Source organism: Salipiger sp. ABF4_146 (genome assembly GCF_056161345.1).
Genome location: NZ_JBSWYX010000027.1, coordinates 50,070 through 62,722 on the forward strand (window position 1 = coordinate 50,070; position 12,653 = coordinate 62,722).

The following is a 12,653-nucleotide window of genomic DNA, read 5'->3' on the forward strand; positions in this document are numbered from 1 at the left end:
TCAGGCGCTGATCAGACGGTGACCGTGCTGCGCACGGTGTCGATCATCAGCTTGACGTTCTCGGGGTCGGCATCGGGGGTGATGCCATGGCCGAGGTTGAAGATATGCGGCCCCTTCGAAAAGGCCTGCACCACGCGCTGCGTCTCGCGGACCAGATCCTCGCCGCCGGTAACCATATGCGACGAGGCCAAATTGCCCTGCACGCACCCCGAGGTCTGCACGTTCGCCGCAGCCCATTCCGGCGACACGCTGTCATCGACAGCGACGCAATCGGCGCCGGTGGCCTCGTGGAAACCGATGTAATTCTCACCCGCCTGACGCGGGAAGACGATGACCGGCAGGCCGGGATAGCGCGATTTCAGCTCCTGCGTGATCACCTTGGCGGGCTCGAGCGCATATCTGCGGAAATCGTCGCCCTCGAGCGATCCGGCCCAGCTGTCGAAGATCTTCACCACCTCGGCGCCCGCCTCGACCTGTTTTGACAGGTACTCGATGGTGCCCTCGGTGAGCCGGTCGATGACCTTCTCGAACAAAGCGCGGTTCTCGGCCTTGAGCGCATGCGCCGGGCCCTGATCCTTGGTGCCGCGCCCGGCGATCATATAGGTCGCCACGGTCCACGGCGCCCCGGCGAAGCCGATCAGCGTGGTGTCTTTCGGCAACTCGCGCGACAGGATGCCGACGGTGTCGTAGATCGGGTTCAGCGTGTCGTGGATCGCCGACACCGGCTTCAGCGCATCGAAATCCGCATCGCTCTGGATGGTCGACAGCCGCGGCCCCTCGCCGGTAACGAACCACAGATCAAGCCCCAGCGCCTGCGGCAGCAGCAGGATGTCGGCAAAGAGGATCGCCGCATCGAAACCGTAGCGGCGGATCGGCTGCAGCGTCACCTCGGCGGCAAGCTGCGGATTGTAGCACAGCGACAGGAAATCCCCGGCCTCGGCGCGGGTGGCGCGGTACTCGGGCAGGTAGCGCCCGGCCTGTCGCATCATCCAGATCGGCGGGGTCGGCAGGGTCTCGCCAGCCAGTGCGCGCAGGATCGTCTTGGTCATGGGAAACCCCCGTCTGAATTGCCTATCTCGTCGGGGCGGCAATATGTCAAAACGCCCCCCATTGCCACATCTCTTCCCGCGACATAAAGCTCTGCCCATGACAATCGAGACCCCCATCGCCCTGCCCTCGCCCGACGCCCCGCTGAAGATCGGCACCCGCGGCTCGCCGCTGGCGCTGGCGCAGGCCCATGAGACCCGCGACCGTCTGGCCGCGCATTTCGACCTGCCCGCCGACGCCTTCGAGGTAAAGGTGATCAAGACCATGGGCGATGATCGCGCGATGATCGCCGCCGACCGGCCTCTGAAGGAGATCGGCAACAAGGGCCTGTTCACCCGCGAGATCGAAGAGCAGCTTCTGTCGGGCGGCATCGACATCGCGGTGCACTCGATGAAGGACATGCCGACCGAGCAACCCGAGGGGCTGATCCTCGATTGCTACCTCCCGCGCGAGGACGTGCGCGACTGTTTCATCTCGCCGACGCATGCGGCGATCGCCGATCTGCCCGAGGGCACGGTGGTCGGCACCTCGTCGCTGCGCCGCCGCGCACAACTGCTCAACCGCCGACCCGACCTGAAGGTGGTGGATTTCCGCGGCAACGTGCAAACCCGCCTGAAAAAGCTCGAGGACGGTGTCGCCGCCTGTAGTTTCCTTGCCATGGCCGGGCTCAACCGCATGAACATGGCGGGCGAGCACATGACGCCGATCGCCCCCGAGGACATGCTGCCGGCCATCGCGCAGGGCGCCATCGGCATCGAGCGGCGCACCAGCGACGCCCGCGTGGCCGCGATGCTCTCGGCGATACACCACCGCCCGACGCAGCACCGGCTGGACGCGGAACGCGCCTTCCTCGCCACGCTCGATGGCAGCTGCGAGACACCGATTGCCGGGCTGGCGCTGCTCGACGAAGACGAGATCTGGCTGCGCGGCGAGATCCTGCGCACCGACGGCAGCGAGGCCCTGAAGGGCGAGCGCCGCGGCCCGATCGCCGAGGGCACGCGCATGGGCGCCGATCTGGCGCGCGAGCTTCTGGCGCAGGCGGGTGACGGGTTCTTCGACTGGCGCGAGGGCTAAACTCGCCCGGAATCAAGGCGAAGCCGCCGGGCGAGCGGTCGTCTATTCTGGCGCCATCGGTTCAAGCCCGATGGACGACGCCGTCCCCACGGGATGGCGCTCTTTCACCCGCGCGCAAAGTTCCGATGTCATTCGGATTTGGCAGGCATAAAGCGCCTCGCTCAGATGCCGGTGCGCCCTCCCACGGGACGGCGCTCGCCCGGCTCCTGCCACACAACTGGCGATTTACCGCTCCGGGCAATCCTCACCCAGCGGCGTGCCGTCATAGGCCTTGTCGCCACAGTCGTTGATCTCTTCCCAGATATAGCCACGCCCGTCCTCGGTCACCGCCACCACTCGGTCGATGCCAAACTCGATGTTTCGCTGCGAAGCGTAGACATGCGCGGTGCCCGCGGCGATCTCGTCGCCAATCTCCTCGGCGTCGAAACAGCCGAACCAGAACGGCGCATTGCGCGGCTCGGCGCCTTCGTAGCGCTCGAACAGGGGATCAAGCGTCTCGGGAGTCTCCGAGGTGGCGAAACAGGCGCGGTAGCGGATGGGCGAGGAGGTCGCATCGATCCCTTCGAAACCTTCAAAGGCGATGGCACGGGGTGCAGCGCCATCGCGCGGGGTCAGAAGAACCTCCGCCTCCTCTGCCGGCAGGTCGTAATAGTAATAAAAGACCTGCGTGTAATAGACGACCGCGCCAAAAATGAGCGCGGCCGCAAGAATGCCGATCCCGAGGATCTTGCCGCTCATGCGGCGCTTTCCGCCGCCTCGGGGGTCCAGCCGCCGGCCTCGGTGCTGACGAAGGCATCGGCGCATTTCTTCGCCAGCGCCCGCACGCGCCCGATGTAGGCCTGCCGCTCGGTGACCGAGATCACGCCACGCGCGTCGAGCAGGTTGAACAGATGCGAGGCCTTGATGCACTGATCATAGGCCGGGTGCGCCATGACGATGCGCTTGCCGGTCTTCGGATCGCTCTCTTCACGGGCAAGGATCGCCTCGCATTCCGCTTCGGCCTCTTCGAAGTGGCGCAGCAGCACGTCGGTGTCGGCGACGTCGAAGTTGAAGCGCGAGTATTCCTCTTCGGTCTGGCGGAACACATCGCCGTATTTCAACGCGATCGGCGCGTCGGGGTCATTGAACGGCATTTCCATAACGTGGTCGATGCCAAGCACGTACATGGCGAGCCGTTCGAGCCCGTAGGTCAGCTCGCCCGAGACCGGGTGGCAGTCGTGCCCGCCGACCTGCTGGAAATAGGTGAACTGCGACACCTCCATGCCGTCGCACCAGACCTCCCAGCCAAGGCCCCATGCGCCCAGTGTCGGGCTTTCCCAGTCGTCCTCGACAAATCGGATGTCGTGGCTGGCCATGTCGATGCCGATCGCTTCGAGCGAGCCGAGGTAGAGCGCCTGCAGGTCCGGCGGGCTCGGTTTGATCAGCACCTGAAACTGGTAATAATGCTGCAGGCGGTTGGGGTTCTCGCCATAGCGCCCATCGGTGGGGCGGCGCGAGGGCTGCACGTAGGCCGCGGCCCAGGGCTTCGAGCCGAGCGCGCGCAGCGTGGTCGCCGGGTGGAAGGTGCCCGCGCCGACCTCCATGTCGTAGGGCTGCAACACGGCGCACCCCTTGCTGGCCCAGTAGGTCTGCAGACGCAGGATGATCTCCTGAAAACTGCGCGGCTTGCTGCTCTCGCTCATGCTGGGCATCGTCATGGCATCCTTTTCCTAGCGTCCTCGCCCGCGGCACAGGGCGTGCGCCGCTCGTCGATTGATCGGCTGCCTGATTATGCGTGCAACGGTCAAGGGTCAATGCGCAGCCCTGACCATCTTTTGAGATGACGCGAGGCGGGCGTCTGCTACATCCTTTTCCTGAACGGCAGACAGAGACGAGAAACGGCGCGCAGACGTCCGGCCCGAGGAGCGAGTTTATTGATGTTGAGATCCATTCTTTTTGCAGGCACGGCGGCGCTGATGCTGGCGCAGGGCGCGGCGGCGCAGCAGGGCGACGTGGTCTATATCCAGATCGAGGCCCAGCCCAGTCTGACCGAGGCCGAAGCCCGGCTGCGCGACTATGCGGGCGGTCTGCAGAACGTGAATGGCTTTTCGCTTGGCGGCGGCTGGTACGGCATCGCGCTTGGCCCGTTCGATCCAGAGGTCGCGGCGGACCGGCTGCGCGCCCTGCGCGCGGCGGGGCAAATCCCGCGCGACTCCTATCTCGCCGCCGCAGGGGAATACGGGCGGCAGTTCTGGCCGGTGGGTGCCGGAGCAGGCGCGGCGCAAAACGCCCCCGCCCAGCCCTCGGCCGAGCAAGCGCAGGCAGACGAGGCTCCCGGCGCCACCTCCGACGAGGAACTGGCCGCAGCATTGGCCGAGGCCGAGGCGGACCCCGCCGAGCCCGAAATTCCCTATGAGACCGTTTCGCAGGCCCGCCGCAGCGAACAGAGCCTCACCGGCGCCGAGCGGCAGCAGTTGCAGGTCGCGCTGCGCTGGTCGGGCCATTACGACAGCGCCATCGACGGTGCGTTCGGGCGCGGCACGCGCAGTGCAATGGGCGCGTGGCAGCGCGACAACGGCTATGAGGTCACCGGCGTTCTGACGACCCGGCAGCGCGCCGATCTGCTTGGTCAGTACAACGCCGTTCTCGAGGGCATGGGCATGGCCGAAGTGACCGATGCGCAAGCCGGCGTCGCAGTCCGCATGCCCACCGAGGTTGTCGAGTTCGACCGCTACGAAGCGCCGTTCGCCATCTATAACGGAACCGGCGAGATCGAAAACGCGCAGGTGCTTCTGATCAGCCAGCCCGGCAACCGCCAGACGATGGGCGGGCTCTATGAGATCCTGCAGACGCTGGAGATCGTACCGCTCGACGGGCCGCGCAACCTGCGCCGCGACGGCTTCAGCATCTCCGGCGAAAACGCTCGCCTTGCCAGCCACACCGAAGTGACCCTGCAGGGCGGCGAGATCAAGGGCTGGACGCTGGTCTGGCCGGCAGGCGATGACGCCCGGTTCGAACGGATCACCGGGGCGATGTCGGCCAGTTTCCGAGCTACTCCCGGCGTGCTCGATCCTGCCGAGATCAGCGACAACGGCCAGACGCTCGATTTGGTTTCCGGCCTGCCGATCCGCACCCCACGCGCCACGGTGGCGGGCTTTTTCGTCGATGGCCGCGGCACGGTGCTGACCACCGCCGGGGCGGTGCAGAACTGCAGCAGGCTCACTCTCGACGGCAGCTACGACGCAGAGCTTCTACAAAGCGACGCGGCGCTTGGCGTGGCGCTGCTGCGGCCTTCTGCGGCGCTGGCTCCGCGCGGCGTGGCCCGCCTGCGCACCGATCCGCCGCGGCTCAATTCCGAAGTGGCCGTGGCCGGTTTCCCTTATGGCGGTGTGCTTAGCGCGCCAACGCTCAGCTTTGGCGCCCTGCAAGACAGCAAGGGGCTGGGCGGCGAGGAAACGCTGGCGCGGCTGACGGTGGATGTCACCCCCGGTGACGCGGGCGGTCCGGTGCTCGACACCGGCGGCGCGGTGGTCGGCCTGCTGATGCCGCGCGATGCCGGTGGCAAGCAACTGCCCGAGGATGTCGCCTTTGCCACCGACGCCGCGGCGCTGATGGAGTTCCTGCGCGGCGCAGGCATTTCGGGCACCACCATGCAGGGCGAGGGCGCGATGGCCCCCGAAGACCTCACCGCCGCCGCCCGCGACATGACGGTGGCCGTGAACTGCTGGGAGTGAGACGCCGGCCTGCCCCCACCGCCCTTTGAGCGTGGCGCGACGTCGCGCCACGCTTCTCTCCGGCCATTCGCGGTGCTAGCCCTAGGGCTGGAGGAGACAGGGGTGGACCACGCCGAATGGACAAGGATGCGCTGACGCAGGCCGGGCTGAATCTCATTCAGCAGGCGCTGTCGATCTACGACCGCGAGCTGCGGCTGGCGGTGTGCAACCGCCGCTTTGCCGAGATGTTCGACCTGCCCGAGCGGCTGACCCGCCCCGGCGCGAGCTTTGAGGACACGGTGCGACATCTGATCGAGGCTGGCGAGTACGGCGAGGTCGAAGACCCGGAGGCCTTTCTGCGCGCCCGCGTCGAACAGGCCCGCGCCTTCGCACCGCATTACATGGAACGCAGCCGCGCCAACGGGCGCACGATCTCTGTCGAGGGGGCACCCTTGCCGCAGGGCGGATGGGTCACCGTCTACACCGACATCACCGCCGTGAAAGCGCAGGAAGAACTGCTGCGCACCCGCTCGGAATTGCTGTCCGAAGAGGTCATCCGCCGCGCCGAGGCGCTGGCTGCCAGCAACCGCGAACTTGCGGCCACCAACGCCGCGCTGGAAGAGGCCCGGCGCGAACTGACCGAGATGGAGGCGCGCACCCGGCTGACCACCGAGATGATGCCGGCGCATATCGCCCGCGTTGATGCCGAAGGCTGCTATACCTATTCCAATCGCCGGCTGTCGCAGGTGATGCCCGGACGCCCGTCCGAGATCACCGGGCTACATATCTCCGAGGCGCTCGGCGCCGCCTACGAGAAGGTGCGCCCGCATCTGCAGCGCGCGCTGGACGGCGAGCAGAGCATCTTCGAATTCACCGACGCTGGGTCATCGCGGCGCATCCGCGCGGTCTTCACCCCCGATCCGGCCGAGCGCGGCGTTTATATCCTGTCGCTCGACGTCACCGAGGAAACGCAGGCCCGCGCGGCGTTGCAGCAGGCGCGGCGGCGCGAACTGGCCGCACAGCTGACCTCGGGGCTGGCGCATGACTTTTCCAATTTGCTGACCATTATCTTGGGCATGCAGTCGAAGCTTGCCCGCATGGACCTGCCCGACGACGCGGTGCCGCTGGTCAGCGGGACGCTGCAGGCCGCGCGGCGCGGCGGCGCGCTGCTCGACCGGATCGCCGGGATCACCGCGCCGCGGGCGTGGACCCCCGAGCCCGTTGCGCTTGGGCCCTTCCTGCGCGACCTGCGCACGCTCGCCAGCCCTGCGCTGCCCGACAGCGTGACCCTCGAGGTCGCCCCGGCGCCAGAGGGCGCCTTCCTTCTTGATCCGGGGCTGCTGCAGGACGCGGCGCTCAATCTGGTTCTGAACGCGCGCGACGCCTGCGGCGCGGCGGGCGGGCGGATCCGGCTGGAAATGCGTGCGGTGCAGGACACGTGGCTGGAACTGGCGGTCTGCGACAGCGGCCACGGCTTCTCCGAAGAGGCGCTGCGCCACGGACTTGATCCCTTCTTCACCACCAAGGGCGGCGCGGGGTCGGGGCTGGGGCTTGCCATGGTCTATGACATGGCCAAGCTTGCGGGCGGCACGATCAAGCTGGCCAACACCGGCACCGGCGCGCGGGTCACGCTGCGGCTTCCCCTGCGCCCGGCCCCTGCCCTGCCGCCGCGCGCCCGCGGGCTGGCGCTGCTGGTCGAGGACGATGCCGAGCTACGCGAGCAACTGCGCGACATGCTCACCGCCCTTGGGCATGCGGTGGTTGAGGCAAGCTCGGTCGCCGAGGCGCAGGCGTTGGCCGAGGGGCTGCAGATCGAGCTTGTGCTGTCGGACGTGCTGCTTGAAGGCGGCACCCCCGGCTCGGCGCTGCCCGCCGCGCTGCCCCGCCTTGATGTGCGGCTGATGACCTCGCTGCCGCCCGGCGATCCGCGCCGCATCGAGGCTGAAGCAGCCGCGCCGGTGATCGCCAAACCGTTCAGCGCCGGTCAGCTTGCGGCCTTCCTCGGCATGGTACCGGCATGAGCGCGCCGCTTATTTCCATCCTCGACGACGAGCCGGCGATCCGCGCGATCCTGTCGGACGCGCTGACCGAGGCCGGCTTCCGCACCATGGCCTTCGGCCGCGCCACCGAGTTCGAGGCCGCGCTGAAGCGCAACACGCCGGATGTCTGTCTTGTCGATCTCGGCCTGCCCGACCGCGACGGGCTCAGCCTCGTGCACCGGCTGGCACTGGAACTGGGCGCCTCGGTGATCATCGTGTCGGGGCGGGCGCAGGTGCAGGACCGGGTGACCGGGCTGGAACTGGGCGCCGATGACTACATCATTAAACCTTTCGATCCTGCCGAGGTCGTCGCCCGTGTCCGCGCCCGCCTGCGCGCGCCGCGCAGCGCCCCCGCGCGCAGCGAGACCGCCCGCTTCGCCGGGTGGACCGCACATTTTGATCGCTACGTGCTGGAAGATGCCAGCGGCACCGAGACGCCCTTTTCGCACGCCGAGGGCGAGGTGCTGCGGCTCTTTCTGGAAAGCCCGAAACGGCTGATCACTCGCGCGCACATGCAGGAAAACTTGGGCGGCGCGGCAGGCGAGAGCTTTGACAGGGCGATGGATGTGCGCATCTCGCGCCTGCGCACAAAGCTGCGCGAGGATCCCAAAAACCCCCGCCTGATCAAGACGATCTACGGCGCGGGATATATCTTTCTGGGCGACGTGGACTGGGAGTGACCTGGCCTGACCGGCGCTCAGTCTTCCTTGGGTGCCTCGGGCAGCGAGCGCTCTTCTCCCTGCACCCCGCTCAGCAGGTCTTGCAGTTCGCCCTGCATCTGCACCAGCTCGTCGCGGTAGCGCGACGCGTCCATGGCTTTGATCACCTCGGTGAACCCGGCAAGAACCTTGGCCTCCGAGGCGCGGATCCGGTCCATCATGTCGCCGTCGATGCCGCCGAAGACAGAGCGCACCGACAGGCCAGCCCGCTTCATCGCCGCGCTCACCGTGTCCGACGGATCAGCCTCGCCGCCAACGGCGGTGATCAGCGCGGTCAGCCGTTGCACCTGCTCCACGTGCAGCCCGTGGAAGCGCAGAGCGACGAAACGAAACTCTGGCTCGGCCTTCTCGGCCATCTCTTCAAACCACGCACGGGCGCCGACGGATCGGGCCTGCAGGTGGTTCAGCAGGTCAAGCTGGCGGGCACTGGCGGTGACCGCCTGCTGCTCTCTCGGGACATCCTTCATGGCAAGGTCCTCCGGTTGTGTCACCGATTAAACGTGCCTGCGCCCCGCCGGTTCCCGTGCCAGCGCCTCCCGGCGCGCCTTAGCCGAGCGCCGCGACCGCCTCTGCCAGCGCGCTGAGGCCGGTCACGAGGTCGGCTTCGGCCGTATCCTCTGCAAAATCGTGGCTGATCCCGCCGATCGACGGCACGAAAAGCATCGCCACCGGCATCAGGTTCGACAAGTTCGTGGCATCGTGCAGCGCGCCCGAAGGCATCACGCGCCATGCCCCCGGGGCGGCGGCCTCTGCGCCCTGCTCCAACGCCGCGCGCAGCCGCGCGTCCATGGTCACCGGGGCCAGTTCCAGCTTCGGCGCGAGCGTCAGCTCGAGCCCGGTCTCGGCGCAGATCTCGTTGATCGTCTCGCGGGCGACGGCCTCGATCCGGTCGAGCCGGCCTGCATCGCCGTCGCGCCACTGCAGGGTGAAGCGCACTTCCCCCGGCACGATGGCATGCGCGTTGGGATGTACCTCTACATGACCGATGGTCCAGACCGTCGAGGGGGTGACCACATTGCGCAGCCGCTCGTTGAGCCGGGTGGTAAAGCTCGCAAGCCCCTGAAACGCGTCCTTGCGCAGCCGCATCGGCGTGGTGCCGGCGTGGTTCTGCTCGCCCTTCAGCACCATGGTCTGGTTGCGCATGCCGACGATGGCCTCGACCACGCCAAGGCTGCCGCCTTCAGTGTCCAGCACCGGGCCCTGTTCGATGTGCATCTCAAGAAAGCCGGTGAAGCGATCGGGATCAAGAAACGCCCCCGCGCGCGCGCCCAGCCCCTTGCGCGCCTCGGCCAGCGTCACCCCGTCCGGGCCCTGCAGCTTGTCGGCTTCGGCGAGGCTGATATTGCCGCCCCAGATGGCGCTGCCGGTGGTCACGCCAAAGCGCCCCTCCTCGTCCTGAAACGACACGCAGGACACCGGCGGGCCGCCCGCCTCCTGCGACGCGCGCGCCACTTCAAGCCCGGCGATCACCCCCAGCGCGCCATCGAGCCAGCCGCCTTCGACCTGGCTGTCGGAATGCGAGCCGATCAGCAGCGAGGGCCCATCGGTAAGCCCGAAGAGCGAGCCGACGGGGTCGAAATGACTGCGCAGCCCGGCCTCTTCCATGCGTCCCGCCAGCCAGTCGCGCGCGGCAATATCGGCCTCGGAGAAAGCCGGGCGGCAGACCCCTTTGCCAACCCCGGTGGCCCCGAAGCTGCGCAGCATGTGCAGATCGGACAAAAAGCGTTCGGGGTTCACGGGAATGCCGGTCATGGCGGTCTCCTTGGATGGCGTTAGGCGGGCTCAGCGGGCGATCAGGATCGCCTCGAGCGCCGCGCGATACTTTGGTGGAATTGGGGTCGGGCGGTTCTCGGCGTCGGCGGCCACATGCACCACGAAGCCCTCGGCGCAGGCCTGCGCGTCATCGTTGCGGAACAGCCCCACTTCGAAGCGCGAAGAACTGCGCCCAAGGTGCCCGCAACGCAGCCCGGCGTGCAAAAGGTCGGGAAACCGCGCCTCGGCATGGTAGGTGCAGCCGTTCTCCACCACCAGCGAGCGCAGCGCGTCCGGCCCCTCGATGGCGATGCCACGGTCGATCTGCCAGAGCGTCACCGCCGTGTCGATGAACGAATGATAGGCGGCGTTGTTGAGATGCCCGTAGGCGTCATTGTCCTCCCACCGCGTGGGAATGGCAAAGAACGCGCGATACGCGGCGCGGCGGGACGGCGCGGCGCGGCTCATCCCGAGCGGATCGCCCGGAACACTGCCGAGGCGCCCCAGCCGGCAATCGCCGCGATGGCCAAGGACATCAGCCCGTAGACCAGCGGCATCTGCCGCGACAGGGTGAAAAGCCACCGCTCGAGCCCGACCTTGCCGACCTGAAGTTCGCTGTCGTGCTCGGCCACCACCGTGCCGTCGCGGGTCAGCAGCACGCGGGTGAGATAGCGGCCTTCGGAGATATTCGCGGGCATGGTGATCGAGGTGTCGAACAGCGTGCTGTCGCGCAGCTCGACGCTGTTCTCTTCGACGCGGTAAAGGCCCTGCGCTTCCCGGACGCGGATCAGCGCCTCGGTGAAGGCCTCGGAATCCATGATGTCCATCGGCGCGCCGACCGAGCGGATGGCCCGCGGGATCGACACCTCGTGGCGCAGATCGTCGACCGCCGAGATGGTCTCGTTCCACGGCGCCGAGGTGGCCACGGCGTAGAAGCTCGGTGCGCTGTCGATCTCCACCGCCTCGGCGTTGACCCAGATCCCCAGCTTGCGCGCTTTGCGCCACACGGTCACCGGCTCCAGCGGGCCCTCGACCGTGACGATCACCTGCAGCGGCGGATCGCGCTGGATCGCCACCTCGCGCTTCACCGCGCCGAAGATGAGAATCTCCGAGCCGTCAAAATCGGTGGTGATCGACACGTTGCTGCGCGACAGCCCCATGACCACCTCTTCGGCCCGCGCGGGCAGCGCGGCGATCAGCAGAAGGAGCGCGGCGAGAAGTCTCATGGCGCCACCAATTCGTAGATTTCGGACGGGGTGATGAACAGATCCAGCGCCAGCTTGCCGCACACCAGCAGCACCAGCGAGGCCAGCGCGATGCGCAATTGCTCGGCCTTCAGGCGGGTGCCGAAGACGGTGCCGATCTGCGCGCCGATGACGCCGCCAAGGATCAGCACCAGCGCCAGCATGATGTCCACCGTGTAGTTGGTGGTGGCGTGCAGCAGCGTGGTGAAGGCGGTGACGAAGATGATCTGGAACAGCGAGGTGCCCACCACCACCTTTGTGGGCATGCCCAGCAGGTAGATCATCGCCGGCACCATGATGAAGCCGCCACCGACCCCCATGATCGCCGAAAGCACCCCCACCGACAGGCCCACCAGCATCGGCGGGATCGCCGAAATATAAAGCCCCGAGGTGCGAAAGCGCATCTTGAACGGCAGCCCGTGCACCCAGCCGTGATGGCGGCGCTTCGGCGCGGTGCCCTTGCGCGACTTGAAGATGGCATTGAGGCTCTCGACGAACATCAGCCCGCCGATGATCCCGAGGAAAACGACGTAGCACAGCCGCACCAGCAAATCGACCTGCCCCAGCCCCTTCAGCAGGTTGAAGATCCACACCCCCAGCGCCGCGCCGATAAGCCCCCCCGCAAGCAGCACCAGACCCATGCGCAGGTCCACCGTCTTTCGCTTGAGATGCGCCAACACGCCGGAGATCGAGCTTGCGACGATCTGGTTGGCCCCTGTGGCCACCGCCACCGCGGGCGGGATGCCCATGAAGAACAGCAGCGGGGTGATCAGAAAGCCGCCTCCGACGCCGAACATGCCCGACAGAATGCCGACGATCCCGCCCAGGCCAAAGAGCAGGAAGACATTGACCGAGACCTCGGCGATGGGGAGGTAGATTTGCATGCGGGTGACTTTGCGTCCGCGCCGCCGATTTGGCAACCGAGCGCGATGTGACGGTGATGTGTCGCGGCGGATTTCCCACAGGCCCGGCGCCGCGCCCGGCCGCAAACGAGGTGGAGACCTCCGATAACCCGTTCGGCGGCCACCGATCGTCCGGTCGAATGCGCTAATGCGCTCGCTGGCGCGGCACGTTTAATTTGCTAGG

12 protein-coding genes are annotated in these 12,653 nt (G+C 67.3%); 4 read left to right on the forward strand and 8 right to left on the reverse strand.

Annotated features, from left to right (window positions below):
- Positions 1 to 11 precede the first annotated feature (11 nt).
- The gene (hemE, locus tag ACXAJT_RS24505; protein WP_475240502.1) at positions 12 to 1,049 is read right to left on the reverse strand and encodes a uroporphyrinogen decarboxylase; all 1,038 of its coding nucleotides are present in this window, start codon (positions 1,047 to 1,049) and stop codon (positions 12 to 14) included.
- 97 nt (positions 1,050 to 1,146) lie between these two features.
- Between hemE and hemC the strand changes: the two genes are divergently transcribed.
- The gene (gene hemC, locus ACXAJT_RS24510; RefSeq protein WP_475240504.1) at positions 1,147 to 2,121 is read left to right on the forward strand and encodes a hydroxymethylbilane synthase; all 975 of its coding nucleotides are present in this window, start codon (positions 1,147 to 1,149) and stop codon (positions 2,119 to 2,121) included.
- A 225-nt stretch (positions 2,122 to 2,346) separates the two neighbouring features.
- Here hemC and ACXAJT_RS24515 read toward each other — a convergent pair whose 3' ends face one another.
- Together ACXAJT_RS24515 and ACXAJT_RS24520 are read right to left on the reverse strand one after the other, a co-directional pair.
- Entirely contained in the window at positions 2,347 to 2,859 is a 513-nt protein-coding gene (locus ACXAJT_RS24515) for a DUF6446 family protein (RefSeq protein WP_475240508.1), read from the reverse strand.
- Positions 2,856 to 3,803: a glycine--tRNA ligase subunit alpha gene (locus ACXAJT_RS24520; protein ID WP_475240547.1), complete on the reverse strand. Its 948-nt coding sequence runs from the start codon at positions 3,801 to 3,803 to the stop codon at positions 2,856 to 2,858. The genes ACXAJT_RS24515 and ACXAJT_RS24520 overlap by 4 nt, the downstream gene beginning before the upstream one ends.
- 234 nt (positions 3,804 to 4,037) lie before the next feature.
- On the opposite strand from ACXAJT_RS24520, the gene ACXAJT_RS24525 reads away from it, so the two are divergent.
- The 3 genes from ACXAJT_RS24525 to ACXAJT_RS24535 all read left to right on the forward strand — a co-directional run bounded on the left by ACXAJT_RS24525 (position 4,038) and on the right by ACXAJT_RS24535 (position 8,532).
- On the forward strand, positions 4,038 to 5,834 hold the full coding sequence (locus tag ACXAJT_RS24525; protein WP_475240512.1) for a serine protease: 1,797 nt from the start codon (positions 4,038 to 4,040) through the stop codon (positions 5,832 to 5,834).
- A gap of 116 nt (positions 5,835 to 5,950) precedes the next feature.
- On the forward strand, positions 5,951 to 7,834 hold the full coding sequence (locus ACXAJT_RS24530) for a PAS-domain containing protein (RefSeq protein WP_475240515.1): 1,884 nt from the start codon (positions 5,951 to 5,953) through the stop codon (positions 7,832 to 7,834).
- The gene (locus ACXAJT_RS24535; protein WP_475240517.1) at positions 7,831 to 8,532 is read left to right on the forward strand and encodes a response regulator transcription factor; all 702 of its coding nucleotides are present in this window, start codon (positions 7,831 to 7,833) and stop codon (positions 8,530 to 8,532) included. The genes ACXAJT_RS24530 and ACXAJT_RS24535 overlap by 4 nt, the downstream gene beginning before the upstream one ends.
- Positions 8,533 to 8,549: 17 nt before the next feature.
- Here the strand turns inward: ACXAJT_RS24535 and ACXAJT_RS24540 are convergent, their stop codons facing one another.
- The 5 genes from ACXAJT_RS24540 to ACXAJT_RS24560 form a co-directional block, all read right to left on the reverse strand.
- Positions 8,550 to 9,038 (reverse strand): DUF2383 domain-containing protein, encoded by a 489-nt coding sequence (locus tag ACXAJT_RS24540; protein WP_475240523.1) that lies wholly within the window; start codon positions 9,036 to 9,038, stop codon positions 8,550 to 8,552.
- Positions 9,039 to 9,117: 79 nt separating this feature from the next.
- On the reverse strand, positions 9,118 to 10,323 hold the full coding sequence (locus ACXAJT_RS24545; RefSeq protein WP_475240529.1) for a hydantoinase/carbamoylase family amidase: 1,206 nt from the start codon (positions 10,321 to 10,323) through the stop codon (positions 9,118 to 9,120).
- 30 nt (positions 10,324 to 10,353) lie between these two features.
- Positions 10,354 to 10,791, reverse strand: a complete 438-nt coding sequence (locus ACXAJT_RS24550) for an acyl-CoA thioesterase (RefSeq protein ID WP_475240535.1) — start codon at positions 10,789 to 10,791, stop codon at positions 10,354 to 10,356.
- Positions 10,788 to 11,549, reverse strand: a complete 762-nt coding sequence (locus ACXAJT_RS24555; RefSeq protein WP_475240537.1) for a TIGR02186 family protein — start codon at positions 11,547 to 11,549, stop codon at positions 10,788 to 10,790. The genes ACXAJT_RS24550 and ACXAJT_RS24555 overlap by 4 nt, the downstream gene beginning before the upstream one ends.
- Positions 11,546 to 12,451, reverse strand: coding sequence for a sulfite exporter TauE/SafE family protein (locus tag ACXAJT_RS24560; RefSeq protein WP_475240539.1), 906 nt, complete (start codon positions 12,449 to 12,451; stop codon positions 11,546 to 11,548). Before ACXAJT_RS24560 ends, ACXAJT_RS24555 begins: the two co-directional genes overlap by 4 nt.
- Positions 12,452 to 12,653 lie beyond the last annotated feature (202 nt).